The sequence below is a fragment of the Microvirga terrae genome (genome assembly GCF_013307435.2).
GTDB classification, from domain to species: domain Bacteria; phylum Pseudomonadota; class Alphaproteobacteria; order Rhizobiales; family Beijerinckiaceae; genus Microvirga; species Microvirga terrae.
Genome location: NZ_CP102845.1, coordinates 2621600 through 2638113 on the forward strand (window position 1 = coordinate 2621600; position 16514 = coordinate 2638113).

At 65.7% G+C, this 16514-nt stretch carries 15 protein-coding genes; 6 read left to right on the forward strand and 9 right to left on the reverse strand.

Annotated elements, in window-relative coordinates; all coding sequences use genetic code 11:
- Window positions 1-275: 275 nt before the first annotated feature.
- From HPT29_RS12425 to rpsF, 8 genes are all read right to left on the reverse strand, one after another.
- The gene (locus HPT29_RS12425; protein WP_173950437.1) at window positions 276-1481 is read right to left on the reverse strand and encodes a calcium-binding protein; all 1206 of its coding nucleotides are present in this window, start codon (window positions 1479-1481) and stop codon (window positions 276-278) included.
- 137 nt (window positions 1482-1618) lie between these two features.
- The gene (radA, locus tag HPT29_RS12430) at window positions 1619-3019 is read right to left on the reverse strand and encodes a DNA repair protein RadA (RefSeq protein WP_173950438.1); all 1401 of its coding nucleotides are present in this window, start codon (window positions 3017-3019) and stop codon (window positions 1619-1621) included.
- Entirely contained in the window at window positions 3019-4185 is a 1167-nt protein-coding gene (gene alr, locus HPT29_RS12435; protein ID WP_210272491.1) for an alanine racemase, read from the reverse strand. Before alr ends, radA begins: the two co-directional genes overlap by 1 nt.
- The gene (locus HPT29_RS12440; protein WP_173950439.1) at window positions 4182-5675 is read right to left on the reverse strand and encodes a replicative DNA helicase; all 1494 of its coding nucleotides are present in this window, start codon (window positions 5673-5675) and stop codon (window positions 4182-4184) included. Before HPT29_RS12440 ends, alr begins: the two co-directional genes overlap by 4 nt.
- 418 nt (window positions 5676-6093) lie before the next feature.
- Complete coding sequence (gene rplI, locus HPT29_RS12445) at window positions 6094-6660, reverse strand: 50S ribosomal protein L9 (protein WP_173950440.1); 567 nt, start codon at window positions 6658-6660, stop codon at window positions 6094-6096.
- A 23-nt stretch (window positions 6661-6683) separates the two neighbouring features.
- A complete protein-coding gene (locus HPT29_RS12450) occupies window positions 6684-7646 on the reverse strand; it encodes a DUF2232 domain-containing protein (protein WP_173950441.1) in 963 nt (320 codons plus the stop codon).
- A 127-nt stretch (window positions 7647-7773) separates the two neighbouring features.
- A complete protein-coding gene (gene rpsR / locus HPT29_RS12455) occupies window positions 7774-8034 on the reverse strand; it encodes a 30S ribosomal protein S18 (protein ID WP_036353512.1) in 261 nt (86 codons plus the stop codon).
- 3 nt (window positions 8035-8037) lie between these two features.
- Window positions 8038-8445, reverse strand: coding sequence for a 30S ribosomal protein S6 (gene rpsF / locus HPT29_RS12460; RefSeq protein ID WP_173950442.1), 408 nt, complete (start codon window positions 8443-8445; stop codon window positions 8038-8040).
- A 462-nt stretch (window positions 8446-8907) separates the two neighbouring features.
- Here rpsF and HPT29_RS12465 point away from each other — a divergent pair, with 462 nt between their 5' ends.
- The 5 genes from HPT29_RS12465 to era all read left to right on the forward strand — a co-directional run bounded on the left by HPT29_RS12465 (window position 8908) and on the right by era (window position 12656).
- Window positions 8908-9666 (forward strand): pyridoxine 5'-phosphate synthase, encoded by a 759-nt coding sequence (locus HPT29_RS12465; RefSeq protein ID WP_173950443.1) that lies wholly within the window; start codon window positions 8908-8910, stop codon window positions 9664-9666.
- On the forward strand, window positions 9663-10061 hold the full coding sequence (acpS, locus tag HPT29_RS12470; protein ID WP_173950444.1) for a holo-ACP synthase: 399 nt from the start codon (window positions 9663-9665) through the stop codon (window positions 10059-10061). The genes HPT29_RS12465 and acpS overlap by 4 nt, the downstream gene beginning before the upstream one ends.
- A 227-nt stretch (window positions 10062-10288) precedes the next feature.
- Entirely contained in the window at window positions 10289-11041 is a 753-nt protein-coding gene (gene lepB, locus HPT29_RS12475; protein ID WP_259060642.1) for a signal peptidase I, read from the forward strand.
- A 3-nt stretch (window positions 11042-11044) separates the two neighbouring features.
- Window positions 11045-11755 (forward strand): ribonuclease III, encoded by a 711-nt coding sequence (rnc, locus tag HPT29_RS12480; protein ID WP_173950446.1) that lies wholly within the window; start codon window positions 11045-11047, stop codon window positions 11753-11755.
- Window positions 11742-12656, forward strand: a complete 915-nt coding sequence (gene era, locus HPT29_RS12485) for a GTPase Era (RefSeq protein ID WP_173950447.1) — start codon at window positions 11742-11744, stop codon at window positions 12654-12656. Before rnc ends, era begins: the two co-directional genes overlap by 14 nt.
- Here the strand turns inward: era and HPT29_RS12490 are convergent.
- Window positions 12653-14344: a methyl-accepting chemotaxis protein gene (locus HPT29_RS12490; RefSeq protein ID WP_173950448.1), complete on the reverse strand. Its 1692-nt coding sequence runs from the start codon at window positions 14342-14344 to the stop codon at window positions 12653-12655. The genes era and HPT29_RS12490 overlap by 4 nt on opposite strands.
- A 394-nt stretch (window positions 14345-14738) precedes the next feature.
- Between HPT29_RS12490 and HPT29_RS12495 the strand changes: the two genes are divergently transcribed.
- Window positions 14739-16514, forward strand: a complete 1776-nt coding sequence (locus HPT29_RS12495) for an adenylate/guanylate cyclase domain-containing protein (RefSeq protein WP_173950449.1) — start codon at window positions 14739-14741, stop codon at window positions 16512-16514.

Genomic DNA, 16514 nt, shown 5'->3' on the forward strand with positions numbered 1-16514 from the left:
CTGATTTTGTAGATGCATGCAGTGGGGCAGGACCGACGTTTCCCCCTGCGTTTGACTTGCGCGGTGATGGCACAAAGGCACCGGAAATTATGGGATTGTTTCCTTCTTGCGCGCCTCCTCCGCAGCCACCAACCCTGACCGCGCCGGCGCGGCCCGCTTCGCCGCAGCGGGCCAGTCCGGATGGGTAATGATCCTGCGATGGGGACAGCACTAGAGCTTCGGCAGACCCGGCGATGTGCAGGGCGCCAGCGGCCGAGGGCGACGCGGCGATTGTCTCAGATGAACAGGAAGTCGTCGGCACCGAGCATCGTGCCCGGCTTCACCTTCAGAAGTTCGATGCCTTTGGCTTTGCCGGAGCCGTCCACATCCAGGTAAACAATGCCGCTCTTCCTGTTGTAGAAGACGTAATCGTTGGAGCCATCGGGGCTGTCCCCTAGCTTCGTGCCGACGTCGAAGAACTTCTTTTGAAGCTTCTGGCCTTTCGTGAAGATCTTGTCGAAGCCGACGTCCTTCTTGCCGCGCTTGTCGTCAGAGCCATTTTTCGGGAGCCCGTCGCTCGTCTTGGCCCCCTTCGCCTTGAATGCTTTCAAAGCCGAAAGGCTGATCTGGATGCTATCATCGGCGGAGTTGAAATCCGCGATGTGATCGAAATGCCCTTTCTTCAAGGGAGTATCGAAGACGAATACGTCGTGGCCGTCGCCGCCGTAGAGCTTGTCCTTGCCGGCGCCGCCGTTGAGCGTGTCGTCACCGGCGAAGCCGTAGAGTGTGTCGTTGCTCGACAGGCCTGTGATCAGGTCCGCTCCCGCGGTGCCCAGGAAACCGTCGCGCGCTGGCGCGGCGTTCCGGATGTCGACCGCATCGGACACGTCGACGATCAGTTTGGTCGTGTAGGTGTTCCCGTCGGAATCTTTGACCTCAACCTCGATATGGTGCGACTTTGCCGTCGAGTAGTCGAGCAGAGAGCCGTCCTTTACGACAAGATTGCCGTCCTTGATAGCGAAGCGTCCGCCGGCGTCGTCCGTCAGGGTATAGGTGAAGGTGTCGTCGTCATCGGGATCGAATGCCCAAAGGGAACCGATCACGGTGCCAGTCTGCGCATGCTCGACCACGGAACTGTCCGACAGGATGATCTCGGTCGGAGCCGTATTGTCCGTCACCGACACCGTGAGGGTCGTCGTCGCGACGACGGTGCCGAGATCTCCCGTTGCGGCAATCTTGAACGTGAACCGGTTGAGGGCATCGTTCTCGTAATCGAAGAGGCTGCTGCCGTCGCCGCTGACGTTGTTCCTGACGACCAGCACCCAGTTCAGGATGCCTTCCTGGGACATTGGCTTGATTTCGAAGCGGCCGCTGCCCGGATCGATCAATCTGAAGGTGGCGTTCTCGCTGGCACCCTCTCCGGTAATGCCGATGAAGCCCACGATCGTGCCGACCTGGGGATTCTCGATGACCGTCGAGTTCGAAAGAAAAACCGTCGCCATGTTGCCTCCAGGAACCCGGGCCCATCACCATGTTCGCCGATGAGATCATCCGGCAGGTCCAATGAGAAATGATACATCATTGCGTTATGTGATCAAGTCGGCCGGTTGGCCTAAGACAGTTGTCTGGGGACGGGTAATCAGGAGGCCTTGCGCCTGCGCGCCGCGATGCCTGCGACTAGGTCGGTGATATGCCCGATCGAGGATGCCGCGAGAGGCAGTCTTTCCGGCTTGCCTTTCTCGAGACGCGGCGCCGGGGCAACCGCGCCCGAGAACCCGAGCTTCGCCGCCTCCTTGAGCCGCGCCTGTTCCTGGGCGACTGGCCGGATGGCCCCGGAGAGGCCCATTTCGCCGAAATAGACCGTGTCGGGCGGGAGCGGATTGCCGGAGAGGGATGAAACCAGAGCCGCTGCGGCTGCAAGGTCCGCGGCAGGCTCGGTGATGCGCAGGCCCCCGGCGACGTTGAGATAGACGTCGTGCATGCCGAGCTTCAGGCCGCCATGCGCCTCCAGCACGGCGAGAACCATGGACAGGCGGCTCTGGTCCCAGCCGACCACGGCGCGACGCGGGGTGCCGAGCGACGACGGGGCCACGAGGGCCTGGATCTCCACGAGGAGCGGGCGGGTGCCTTCCATGCCGGCAAAGACCGCCGTTCCCGGCGTGGCCATGTCTCGGCCGGCCAGGAACAGCTCGGACGGGTTGGAAACCTCGCGCAGGCCCTGGTCGGACATCTCGAAGACTCCGATCTCGTCCGTGGGGCCGAAGCGGTTCTTCACCGCGCGCAGGATCCGGAAATGGTGGCCCGTGTCGCCCTCGAACGACACCACCGCGTCGACCATGTGCTCGACCACGCGGGGACCGGCGATCTGCCCGTCCTTGGTTACGTGGCCGACCAGGATGACGGCGGTTCCGGTGGTCTTGGCGAAGCGAATCAGCGCCTGAGCGGAGCCGCGCACCTGGGTGACCGTGCCGGGTGCCGACTCGACCGTCTCGGTCCACATGGTCTGGATCGAGTCGATGATGGCCAGCGCCGGCGGACGCCCCTGGCTCAAGGTGGCGATGATGTCCTCGACATTGGTCTCGGAGGCGAGCTCGACCGGCGAATGGCCGAGGCCGAGGCGCTCGGCCCGCAGCCGCACCTGCGCGACCGCCTCCTCGCCCGAGATGTACGCGACCCGTTCGCCCCGGTTGGCCAGCGCGGCGGAAGCCTGCATGAGGAGGGTCGACTTGCCGATGCCCGGATCGCCGCCGAGCAGGATGATCGAGCCATGCACGAAGCCACCGCCGGTGACCCGGTCGAGCTCGGCGATGCCGGAGGGCGTGCGCGGCGCCTCCTTGGTCTCTCCCGAAAGGCCCTCGAGCGGAAAGATGCGGCCCTTGGCGCGCGACGGACGGGTCGAGACCGGGCCTGCCATCGGGGACGCGGAGCCTGCCTCCTCGGCGATGGTGTTCCAGCCGCCGCAGGCCTCGCACTTGCCTTTCCAGCGGTTGTAGACCGCGCCGCATTCCTGGCACACGAAGGAGGGGTGACGCTTGGCCATCAGCCCTGGCCTCCATGGTAGGCGCGGGCGTAGCGGGACCCGAGACCGGTCAGGATCTCATACCCTATGGTGCCGGCCCGGCGGCCGACCTCGTCGACGGTGAGATCGCCTCCGATCAGGGTCACGGTGTCGCCGCGCCGGATCTCGTTCTCGGGCACGTCCGTCACGTCGACCGTGATCAGGTCCATGGAGACGTTGCCGGCGAACGGGCAGGGGCGGCCGGCCACGAGGGTCATGCCGGCGAGCAGCTCGTCGCCGCTTTTGCCACGGGCACTCGCCGCGCGCGGAAAGCCGTCCGCATATCCGACCGAGAGGGTCGCAATGCGGCGCCTCGCGAGCGCGAGCCAGCGGCCGTTGTAACCGACCGTGTGATCGGCCTCGACCCAGCGCAACTGCACGATGCGGGCCTCGAGGCCCACGACCGGCTTCATGGGATTGACCCGATCCGGGGTCGGGTTGCCGCCGTAGAGCGCATAGCCCGGGCGCACGAGATCGTAGCCGGGCCTGTCGGCGAGGAAGATCCCGGAAGAATTCGGGAGCGATGCGGGAATGCCGGGGAGGGACGACCGCACGGCCTCGAAGGCCTCGATCTGCTGGCCGTTCAGCGGATTGCCGCTCTCCTCGGCGCTGACGAAATGGCTCATGAGAAGAGTGGTCTCGAAATCCTTCAGCTCCGTCCGGTCCCTGAGGGTCAGACCCTGAGGAACCGTGAGGCCGAGGCGGTTCATGCCGGTATCCACGTGAATCGCGGCTTTGAGGTTCCGGCGTTGAGCGCGGCAGAAGCCCGCCCATTCCTCGATTTCCTCGAAGGACCCCAGAACGGGACGCAGGTCGAACTCGGCATAGGTCGGGCCGGTGCCTGAAAACAGGCCGTTCAGCACGTAGATCGCGGCGCCGGGCGCCGCAGAGCGAACGCGGATCGCCTCGCTCAGATGCGCCACGAAGAACGTGCGACAGCCGGCGCCCGCGAGGGCCGGGACGGCCTGCTCGATGCCGATGCCGTAGGCGTTCGCCTTGACCACGGCGGCGGTCTCCGCGCCGCTGGCATTGTCACGCAAGGTGCGCCAGTTCGACGCGAGAGCATCGAGATCGACGTGGAGGATGCCGCCGGCGGCGGTCTCGGGGATGCTGCCGGCGGCGGTGATGTGGGAGGTGAGCTGGGTCAATCGCCAATCCGATCGGGAAGTTTGTCTTCATCCGCAAGGTCGGTGAAGCGGGTGATGTCGGCCTGGAAGGCCAGCTGCACGGTGCCCGTGGGACCGTGACGCTGCTTGCCGATGATGACCTCGGCCTTGCCGTGGACCTGATCCATTTCCGACTGCCACTTGAAGTATTCCTCGGTGCCGGGCTTCGGCTCCTTGTTCTTCAGATAGTACTCTTCGCGGTAAACGAACATCACCACGTCGGCGTCCTGCTCGATCGAGCCCGATTCACGAAGGTCGGCGAGCTGCGGCCTCTTGTCGTCGCGGGCTTCCACCTGACGGGAGAGCTGGGACAGGGCGATGAGCGGGACGGCGAGCTCCTTGGCGAGCGCCTTGAGCCCCGTCGTGATCTCGGTGAGCTCCTGCACGCGGTTCTCGCCCTTTTTGGCGGACCCGGACAGGAGCTGGAGGTAGTCGACGATCAGGATGTCGAGGCCGCGCTGACGCTTCAGGCGCCGGGCGCGGGCGGTGAGCTGCGCGATGGAGATGCCGCCGGTCTGGTCGATGTAGAACGGGATCGACTGCATCTCGCGGGCGGCTTCCGTGATCTTGTAGAAATCGTCCTCGCGCATGTCGCCGCGGCGGATCTTGTAGGACGGCACGCCCGACTGCTCGGCGATGATGCGGGTCGCCAGCTGCTCGGCAGACATTTCGAGGGAGAAGAAGCCCACGATGCCGCCGTTCACGGTCTTCAGATGGCCGTCCTGCTGCTTCTCCGCCCGGTATGCCTTGGCGATATTGAACGCGATGTTCGTCACGAGCGAGGTCTTGCCCATGGCCGGGCGCCCGGCCAGGATGATCAGGTCGGAGGGCTGAAGGCCACCGAGAGACTTGTCGAGGTCGATCAGGCCCGTGGAAACGCCGGAAAGCGCCCCTTCTCGTTTGTAGGCGGCCGCCGCCATGTCGATCGCTGAGGTCAGCGCGTCGGAGAAGCGCTGGAAGCCGCCGTCGGCGCGGCCCGTCTCGGCAATCGCGTAGAGGCGCCGCTCGGCCTCCTCGATCTGCTCGCGCGGCGAGTTCTCGACCGGCGCGTCGAACGCGTTGTTGACGATGTCCTCGCCGATATTGATGAGGTTGCGGCGGACCGCCAGGTCATAGATCGTGCGACCGTAATCCTCGGCGTTGATGACCGTGGTCGCCTCGGCGGCGAGACGGGCGAGGTACTGGGACACGGTGATCCCGCCGAGATCCTGGTCGCCCAGGAAGGTCTTCATGGTGATCGGCGTGGCGATCTTGCCGGCCTTGATCAGGCTCGTCGCCACCTCGTAGATGCGCCGGTGCAGGTCCTCGATGAAGTGGCCGGCCTCGAGGAAGTCGGAGACCCGGTAATAGGCGTCGTTGTTGACCAGAATCGCACCCAGCAGAGCCTGTTCGGCCTCGATGTTGCTGGGGGGCGTCCGAAACTGCGGCTCGGCGGTTTCGAGGCGGGCGATCAGGGCATTGGCGGTGGCCATCTGGCGCTCCGGAAACAAGAAAGGGTTAGAGTCTCTTAGACTGCAATTGGTGTCCTAAAGGTTGCCGGGCGGACACGAAGCCGGGACTCTCCCGATCTGTCCTCGCTGTCCTCGATTCTCACACCGTTCCTCTCTCTGCGGGCGTCGCAGCTTGACTCTCGCGGTAAGCCTCGAACCCAAAAGAAAAACGCTCCCCGTCGAATCGACGGAGAGCGCGATTTTAGAACAAATCAAGAACCTGAGCAATCGCTCCAGCTTGGATCTCCACACCTGCCGTCATGGCCGGGTTGGTCCCGGTGATCCCGATCGCTCGATGCGCCATGCGTCTCGGATCGGGATCACCGGCACAGGGCCGGCACTGGCGAGGGGGAGAAGCTTCCGGCGGTGTCTCGACCCCGCCGGAACCGACAGCGAACTCTCAGAGCTCCTCGTCGCCGCCGGCCTCGGCCAGAGCAGCGCCGACCTCGAGGCCGAGGTCGTCCAGGTTGGTCTCCTCGCGGGTCGTGACCTGCTCGCCGCGGGCCTGACGCTCGGCTTCCTCGGGGCTGCGGGCGACGTTGATCGTCACCTGAACCTCGACCTCCGGATGGAGGGAGACCGGCACGTTGTGCAGGCCGATGGTCTTGATCGGCTGGTTGAGGACGATCTGGTTGCGATCGACCGTGAAGCCGTTCTCGGTCATGATCTCGGCGAGGTCGCGGGTCGAGACCGAGCCATAGAGCACGCCCGTCTCTCCGGACTGGCGCAGGATGATGAAGCTCTGGCCGTTCAGCTTCTCCCCGACGGTCTCGGCTTCCTTGCGGCGCTCGAGGTTACGGGCCTCGAGCTGGGCGCGCTGGGCCTCGAAGTGCTTCTTGTTGGAATCCGTGGCGCGCAGGGCCTTGCCGCGCGGCAGGAGGAAATTGCGTGCATAGCCGGAGCGGACCTTCACGGTCTCACCCATCTGACCGAGCTTTGCGACGCGCTCGAGAAGGATCACTTCCATGGTTGTCTCCTTTAGGTTCGTGATCAGGTGGAAAGGGTTGGCGGTTGGTTCGGACGCGAGCCGAAGCGGCGACGCAGCCCGAAGACGGTGTCGGCAATGCCGAACAGGGCGAGGGCGACCATCAGGATGCCCTGGGTGACGAAGATCAGCACGTAGAGAGCCGACAGGATGAAGGAACGGCCCGACTTGCCCCGCGTGCGGTCGTGGATCGCCGCGAGGCCCTGGAGGGCGAAGGCCATGAGGAACGCGCCCGAGAGGGCCATTCCCAGGGCGCCGATGAAGCCCTCGAAGCTGGCCACCACGAGGGAGCCGATCAGGATCAGCCCGGCTGAGCGCGGCATCACGAGTTCCGGGACCGACGGCCAGGGGCGCGGCAGACGCTTCGAGGCCTGCACGATCCGGGCGGCCGCCCAGAGATAGAGCGCCAGCACGGTGGCGAAGCCCTGGGCCGACAGAAAGGGCGTCAGGCGGGCAAAGATGCCGACGAGTTCGTCGCGGGTTTCCGTGTCGAGCGCGCCCGGTCCCGAGGTGCTGAACTGCGAGTTCACGAAGGCCTCGGCCACAGCACGGGCGTTGTGGTCGAAGGCGCCGAAATCGCCCCCCGTCGAGATCACGCCCGCCGCCATGATGGTGAGCGCGGCCGTCGCGGCGATCCAGGCGAGAAGCCGGCCGACCGGATACCATTCCATGGTCCCGTCCGCTCCGGGACGCCCGAGAAGGGAAAGATAGGACAGCCACCAGGCGGGAAGGGCGGTGATGAGGGCGAAGCCCAATCCACTGAGCGGGGACAGGATCAGAGCAATCGCGAGGCCGCCCACGACGGCCGCGACGAGGCCGGACCGGTGGTCCCAGCCGAGCGACACGATCAGAACGGGGATGGGAGCCAGGAGATACAGCACGGCAGCCAGCGGCGTCGCCTTGACGACCACTGCGGTCAGAAGGGCCGATACGAGCCCCGCGCCTATGCCTGTCGCAACAAAATTCATCGTCTCGCTGTCCCGCTGCTCATGGCAGGGTTAGGGGTCTGGCCCCAACTGACCCGGCGGATTCGCACCGCTGGGCGATCTTGGATGAGGGGAGCGGGCCGCACGAGGCGGCCCGCCGAAGTCTTGCTTAGCGGATCACGTAGGGCAGGAGGCCCAGGAAGCGGGCGCGCTTGATCGCCTGGGCGAGCTCACGCTGCTTCTTGGCCGACACGGCCGTGATGCGGGACGGAACGATCTTGCCGCGCTCGGAGATGTAGCGGGACAGGAGCTTCGTGTCCTTGTAGTCGATCTTCGGCGCGTTCGGGCCCGAGAACGGGCAGGTCTTGCGACGGCGGAAGAAGGGACGACGGCCGCCGCCAGCGGCGCCACCGGTTGCACCAAATGCCATGACTTACGCCTCCTCGCCTTCGCTGCTGCCGCCTTCGAAGCCGCCGCCGTCGCGCTCACGGCGCTCGCGGTCCTTGCGCTCGTCGCGGTCGCGCTTCTGCATCATCACGGACGGCTCGGTCTCGAGCTCTTCCACCTTGATGGTCATGAAACGAAGGATGTCTTCGTTGATGCGCATCTGACGCTCCATCTCGGCCACGGCCGGAGCCGGAGCGTTGAGGTTGAACATCGTGAAATGCGCCTTGCGGTTCTTCTTGATGCGGTAGGCGAGGGACTTCACGCCCCACATCTCGGTCTTGTCGACGCTGCCGCCGTTCTGCTCGATGACGCCCTTGTACTGGTCGACCATTGCTTCGACCTGCTGCGGGGTGACATCCTGGCGAGCCATGAAGATATGCTCGTAGAGAGGCATAGTGGGCCTTTCTCAGGTTTGAGGTTCAAGCCTCGGCACTGTTTTCAAGAGTGTCTTGGCCGTTTCGCGCGTCCGATCGGCGCCAAGCCCTTCGAGCCTGCAAGGCCCGAGCGGTTGTCGAAGGCGGAGACACGGGACGACGGAGCCGAAACTCCTGCATGGCCAAGCCATACCGTCCGTTCAGCCCCCGGCCGGAGCGAACGCGAAGCGGGGGCTATAGTCGATTTGGACCAGGAAGGCAAGGGATGTCCGGCCACGGGCCGACAACGTCATCAGCCCTCGTGCCGGTGATCCCGGCAACCCCGAAACGCCGCGCTCTTTCGACCGGGATAGCCGGCACAGGGCCGGCCATGACAACGAGGGGGCCCTCCCAAGCCGCCGCTCGGACGATTTGCCGTTGATAGCGCATCCGCGGACCGATGGAACCCTGGTCAACGGATCCCCTTAGGCTAAAACACCCTTATGAAAGCTCCTCCTCTCCGCCTCGGCGTCAACATCGACCACGTCGCCACCGTCCGGAATGCCCGCGGCGGCCATCACCCGGATCCGGTCCGGGCCGCGCATCTCGCCGTCCTGGCCGGTGCGGACGGCATCACGGCCCATCTGCGCGAGGACCGGCGCCATATCCGCGACCAGGACATGGAACGGCTCAAGCGCCAGCTCTTCGTGCCGCTGAATTTCGAGATGGCCGCCACTTCGGAGATGGTCGCGATCGCGACCCGCATTCATCCCCACGCGGCCTGTCTCGTGCCGGAGAAGCGGGAGGAACGCACCACCGAAGGGGGCCTCGACATCATCGGCGCCCATACCCATCTGCGTCCGGTGATTCAGGAACTGAAAGCCGAGGGCATTCGGGTGTCCCTCTTCGTCGAGCCGGAGATCGCCGTCATGGATGCCGCCTGCGACCTGCAGGCGCCGGTGGTCGAACTCCATACGGGAACCTATTGCGAGGCCGTCGCCGAGGGCGACCAGGCCCGGATCGCCCATGAGCTGGAGCGGCTGCAGCGCGCCGCCGAGCACGGCGCGAGGATCGGCCTCGAGATCCATGCCGGGCACGGCCTCGCCCTCGACTCGGTCCGACCCGTTGCGGCAATTCCTCAGATCGTGGAGCTCAACATCGGCCATTCCCTCATCGGTGAGGCCATCTTCGTCGGCCTCGACGAGGCGGTCAGGGCCATGAGGGCGGCGATGGACGAGGGCCGGGCACAGGTGCCGGCGTGATTCTCGGCATCGGGTCCGATTTGTGCGACATCCGGCGCATCGAGAAATCGCTCGAGCGCTTCGGCGACCGCTTCACCCATCGCATCTACACCGAGGGGGAGCGGGCGAGGAGCGACCGCCGGGCGGCCCGGGCGCCTTCCTATGCCCGCCGCTTCGCCGCCAAGGAGGCCTGCGCCAAGGCCCTGGGAACGGGCCTGAGCCACGGGGTCTTCTGGCGCGACATGGAGGTGGTCAACCTTCCCACCGGACGGCCCACCATGCGACTGACGGGGGGCGCCCTGGAGCGTCTCGAGGCCATGACGCCGGCCGGCCACAGGGCGGTGGTGCATGTCTCCCTGACCGACGATCCGCCCATGGCGCAAGCGTTCGTGATCATCGAGGCGCTTCCGGCCTGAGCGGGCCGCGTTGCGGCAGGACGCCGCTTGGGTTAGAGCATGGCCGCCGCGGAACGGGCTCCGATCCGCGGCACCGACTGCAGTAAGGATTGATTCTTTCGAGAGTGGTTTGCCTCTGGGGCTGAGGTGCAAACCCCTCTCGACCTGCCACACGGACGAGGACGGCTCCGGCCGCCGGAGTCCAAGAGCATAGGTCGACAGACGTGAGCGAAAAAAGCAGCAAGTACGTGGGTAGCAGCGCGAAGAACGAAGAAGGCGGCATCTGGGAGACCATCAAGGTCATCGTCCAGGCCCTTCTGATCGCGGTCGTCGTGCGCACCGTGCTCTTCCAGCCCTTCAACATTCCGTCGGGATCCCTCATCCCGACCCTTCTCATCGGCGACTACCTGTTCGTCTCCAAGTATTCCTACGGCTACTCGAAGCACTCGATCCCGTTCAGCCCGGGCCTCTTCTCCGGCCGCATCTTCGGGTCCGAGCCGAAGCGGGGCGAGATCGCCGTGTTCAAGCTGCCCAAGGACAACTCGACCGACTACATCAAGCGCGTGATCGGCCTGCCGGGGGACAAGATCCAGGTGATCGGCGGCGTGCTGCACATCAACGGCCAGCCGGTCCAGCGCGAGCGGGTGGAGGATTACAAGACAACCGACCTCTACGGCCGCACGATCTCGGTGCCGCAGTACCGGGAGACGCTACCCGGCGGCGTCGCGCATTTCGTCATCGAACGGGACGGCGACCGCGGGTACTGGGACAACACCAACGTCTACACGGTGCAGCCCGGCCATTTCTTCATGATGGGCGACAACCGGGACAACTCGACGGATTCCCGGGACGAGGCCAGCGTCGGGCAGGTGCCGTTCGAGAATCTGGTGGGTCGCGCGGAGATCATCTTCTTCTCGATCGACGAGAGCGCCTCCCTGTGGCGTCCGTGGGAATGGCCGCAGAAGATCCGCTGGAACCGTCTCTTCGAGCGGATCCGGTAAGCCGTGAAACGTCGCAAGCCGAACCTCGACGAGCTTCTGAAGAGGCTCGACTACCGCTTTGAAAAACCGGAACTCCTCGACGAGGCGCTGACCCATGTCAGCGCCCCGCAGGCCGCCGGCCAGAGCTATCAGAGGCTGGAATTCCTCGGGGATCGCGTCCTCGGCCTCTCCATCGCCGAGCTGCTCTACAGTACCTTTCCCGGCGCCCCCGAGGGCGAACTCTCCCGGCGCCTCGCGGAGCTGGTGCGGCGCGAAAGCTGCGCCGAGGTGGCGATCGCCTGGGACGTGGGGCCCCATCTCAAGCTCGGCGCCGGCGAGGCGCATTCGGGAGAGCGCCGCAACCAGACGATCCTGGCGGACGTCTGCGAGGCGATCATCGGGGCCGTCTTCCTCGACGGCGGCTACGAGGCCGCCAGGAGCCTTGTTGAGCGCTCGTTCCGGACCCTGCTCGCGGCGCCCCGGCGCCCCCTCCGCGACCCGAAGAGTGCTCTGCAGGAATGGGCACAGGGCAGAGGCCTGCCACCGCCGACCTATACTATCGCCGAGCAGTCTGGCCCGGACCACGCGCCGAAGTTCCGCATCATGGTGACGGTGAAGGGAACCGAGGGCGAATTCGGCCAAGGCGCTTCGAAGCGCGTCGCGGAACAGGCGGCGGCGCGAAGCCTTCTCTTGAGAGAGGGCGTCTGGACGGAGGAAGAGCATGGAACAGCCTGAGCAAACCACCACGAAGGCCGGTTTCGTCGCTCTCATCGGGGCGCCCAACGCGGGCAAGTCGACCCTCCTGAACTCGCTCGTCGGGTCGAAGGTCTCCATCGTGTCGCGCAAGGTGCAGACGACCCGCGCCCTGGTGCGCGGCATCGCCATCGAGGGCGACGCGCAGATCGTGTTCGTGGACACGCCCGGCATCTTCAAGCCGAAGCGCCGCCTCGACCGCGCCATGGTCACGTCGGCCTGGGGCGGCGCGGGCGACGCGGACGTGATCGCCCTTCTGCTCGACGTGCGCAAAGGCATCGACGAGGAGGCCGAGGCCATCCTCGACAAGCTCCCTGAGCTGAAGCGCCCGAAGGTGCTGATCCTCAACAAGATCGACCTGATCGAACGCTCGAAGCTTCTCGAGCTCGCCTCCAGGCTGAACGAAAAGGTGCCCTTCGCTCATACCTTCATGATCTCGGCCCTGAAGGGTGACGGCATCCAGACCCTGAAACGGCAGCTCGCCGAGATGATGCCGGAGGGGCCCTGGCTCTATCCGGAAGACCAGATCTCCGATGCGCCGCTGCGGATGCTTGCCGCCGAGATCACCCGGGAGAAGATCTACGAGCGGCTTCACGAGGAACTGCCCTACCAGTCCACGGTCGAGACCGACCAGTGGCAAATGCGCCCCGACGGCTCGGTGCGCATCGAGCAGACCGTGTTCGTGGAGCGCGACAGCCAGCGCAAGATCGTGCTCGGCAAGGGCGGCCAGACCATCAAGGCCATCGGCCAGGCGGCCCGCAAGGAGATCGCCGAGATCGCCGAGAGCCCCGTACACCTCTTCATCTTCGTGAAGGTGCGCGAGAACTGGAGCGACGATCCCGAGCGCTACCGGGAGATGGGCCTGGAGTTCCCGCGGGGTTAAGCCTTGTAGGCCGTCCTCAGCCCGCCCCAGTGGCGTCCGAGGACGCGGATCGGGGCATCGACCTCCTGCATCATGACGATCTTGCCGCCGCCCATGTCGCGGGCATAGGCCTGCACGATGAAGGGCCGGGTGGACCGGGCCGCCGTGATGCCGGCCCGGTCGTCGAAGATGCGCCGGTTGCGGGCGTTGGCGGCGTTCCACACCGGGTCGGACGGACGTTGGGGCTGCGAATAGAGCCTGTTGTGGACCGGGATGTAGCCGTTGCGGTCGATGGCGAGGCAGAACGCCATCGCCGGGTCGGAGGCCAGAACCTTCTCCAGGATCGGCGGCAGGATCCGCTCGAAGACGGGAAGATACGCGGTGGCGTATTGGACCGGATCGGTGCCGGGAACCGGCCTGTACTGCGTGTCGAAGACCGCTTCCCGCGGCACCATGCCGTCCGATACGGCCCGCTCGATGACCGCCTCGACCTGGCGGGCGGTGTCCTGCGCCAGCAGGATGCGCGGCGCATAGGCCGCTTCCACCTGGGCGATGAAGCCGTCGATGCGGGCGCGGGTCTCGTCATCGCATCGCTCGAACGCACCATGGATGCCCATGGTGCTCGTCGCCACGACGCGCAATCCGGCTTGGCCGATCTGCGCGACCTCGATTGCGCCGATCTCGCCGGGTTCGACGCGCAGGTCGCCGGTTGCGGCCAGCAGGACGCCGCCCTGGCTGATGTCGATCAGACGCGTCGAGGCGCCGCGTGTGCCGATCCGCAGGGTCGCCGGGCGGTCGACGGGCAGGCGGTCCGAACGCCGCCGGTCGCCGAGCTCGCTCTGGCGCATCACCGTGACGAAGCGCTGCCCCAAGGCCTTCGCCAGCCCGTCGGCGGTCTTCGTCGCCCGGTCGGCCTGGTGGGCCCTGCGGCCGGCCTCGAGGGAGATGCCGTCCACGTCCCCCGCGCACGCGCTGACCTTGCCGACACTGGAGGACGTCAGGCCCGCCAGGCGGGATGCTTCACCGATGGCCGCATTCTGCTCGCCGACCGCATGGCGGACCGTCTCGAAGACCGGGCCGACCCCCTGGATCACCTCCACCACCTCGGCGACCGCGCCGGTCGAGGCCTGCGCCGTCTCGCGCAGGTGGTCGATCCGCCGGCGGATGTCGTCGGCCGCGCGTGCCGTCTGGGTGGAAAGGGCCTTCACCTCGGACGCCACGACGGCAAATCCCTTGCCGGCCTCGCCCGCGCGCGCCGCCTCGATGGTGGCGTTCAGCGCTAGCAGGTTGGTCTGCCGGGCCACCGTCGAGATGGTGTCGACGATCCCGACGATCTCCGCGGTGGCGGCGGAGAGCTGCGTGATGAGGTCGCTCGCCTTGCGGGCCGCCTCGACGGCGTTGTCGATCCGCTGGCTGGCATGATCCATCGCGCGGCCGATTTCGGCCGACGTGACGGCGAGCTCTTCCGTCGAGGAGGCTAGCGAGAGGGTCTCTTCGGAGGCGGTCCGGCCCGACGCGGCGAGCTCTCCGGCATGGGTCCGGATGGCCGCGAGGTCCTTCTCGACCGCCGCGACGTCCGCGGCCGCGACCGCGATGGCCTGCGTGACGCCGTCGATCGCTTTCAGGACGTCGGATTCCAGCGAATCCAGAATGTCCGGGTCGAGACGGTTCTCGCGCACGGCTGCCGCCGCATGTCCTTCCGGGATCATCGGAACGACGTTGTCCGAAGAATCCGTGTGTGAAGCGCGCCGCAATAGACCCAACATCGCTGCCCCCATGCCTTATGTTCTTGACCAAACGTCACGCTAAAAGGTTAAAGAAGGCAGAATACTTGAGGGATCTTCTCCTAAGGTCTTAGACGACCAGTATTGCGTTCGCCGCTTTACGATCGACCTGTGCGGAGAGGGATAAATTCTGGCATTCCGCAAGACGTCCCACAATCCTTTGAAACATGTTAGTTTTCATGGATTTCGCACATCGTCTCAACGCAACCAGATCAGCCGTAAGGCTTTATCCTCAAAGGATAGTAGGAAGGCGCGTTGCATCCGGTGAAACCTTCCAGAAGTAGCCCACCAGTGTCGACGTCGACGTTCCGGGGAGGCCATGAGCAGCTCTTCCGATCAGACGGCGCAAAGACGTCTCGCTGCTGTCCTCGCCGCGGATGTGGTGGGCTATTCAGATCTCATGTCCAGAGACGAGGAGGGTACGCTGGCCCGACTGCGGGACCTGCGGCGCCAGGTGATCGAGCCGCAGATCCGGTCGCATCGGGGACGCCTGGTGAAAACCATCGGGGACGGGTTCCTGTGCGAGTTCTCGAGCCCCATCGAGGCGGTCCGCTGTGCCGTCGACCTCCAGGAGGCGGTTGCTCAGGCGTCCGACGGCGAGCACGCCAAGCCCCTTCAGCTTCGGATCGGGATTAATCTCGGCGACATCATCATCGAGGATGACGGCGACATCTTCGGCGATGGTGTCAATGTCGCGTCGCGGCTGCAGAAGATGGCTCTGCCGGGTGGGATCTGCCTCTCCGGCAAGGTCCATGAAGAGGTGAGGGACCGGCTCCCGTACCAGTTCGAGGATCACGGCGAGCATCGCTTCAAGAACATCGGACGGCTCATCCGGGTCTATTGCCTCCTGGCGGGACTGGATCCCTCCGTGACGTCGCGCGAGGCGCGCTCCACGGCCGCGTCGCTGGACAGGCCCTCCATCGCGGTTCTGCCGTTCATCAACCTCAGCAAGGACCCGGAGCAGGAATACTTCGCGGACGGAATCGTCGAGGACATTATCGCGGCCCTGTCGCGGTTCAGGTCCTTTTTCGTGGTCGCCCGCAACTCCACCTTCGCGTACAAGGGCCGGAACGTGAGCGTCCAGCAGATCGGGCGCGACCTCGGGGTGCGCTACGTGCTCGAGGGCAGCGTCAGGCGCTCCGGTGACAAGATCCGGATCACCGCCCAGCTGGTCGATTCCGTCAGCGGCATGCATCTCTGGGCGGAGCACTACGACGGGGTGATGGCCGACGTGTTCGACCTTCAGGACCAGATCACGACGAGCGTCGTCGGATCCATCCAGCCCTCCATCCGGGCGGCCGAGATCGAGCGCGCGCGGCGCAAGCGTCCCGAGAGCCTCGACGCCTACGACCTCGTCATGCGCGCCCTGCCTTATGTCTGGGCCCTGGAATTCGACGCCAACAAGGAGGCGACGCGGCTCATCGACAAGGCCCTTCTCCTCGACCCGGGCTATCCGCTCGCCCTGTCGCTGGCCGCCTGGTGCCGAGGGCAGCGGATCGTCTACAACTGGTCGAAGAACGTGCCGGAGGACAAGCGCGAGACCCTGCGTCAGGCGCAGGCCGCGGCGGCGATCGCCCACGACGACCCGTTCATCCTGACGGTGCTCGGCGCCGCCCTGACGATCACCCGGGAGTACCAGCGCGCCGAATCGCTTCTGGAGCGGGCCCTCGCGCTCGACCCGAACTCGGCCTGGGCCTGGAACCGCAGCGGATGGCTCCACAACTACCGGCACGATCCGGAGGTCGGGATCCAGCATTTCGAGCACTCGCTGCGTCTCAGTCCGTTCGATCCCATGGCGTTCAACTGCGACATGGGGATCGGCTGCGCCCATTTCATCGCGAAGCGATACGATCTTGCCGCGCAATGGCAGGAAAAGGGGTGGCGGACAAAGCCCAGCGCCACCTGGGTCCACCGGACCCTCGCGCCCGCCTATGCTCTGGCGGGCGATCTCGACAAGGCCCGGGAGAGTGTCGGCGAACTCCTGAAGCACTATCCCGGGATCACGATCTCGCAGATCATCGAGGCCATGGCGTTCAGCCAGGAAACCATGGGCCGCTTCGCGGAAGGGCTGCGCCTGGCCGGTCTGCCGGAATGA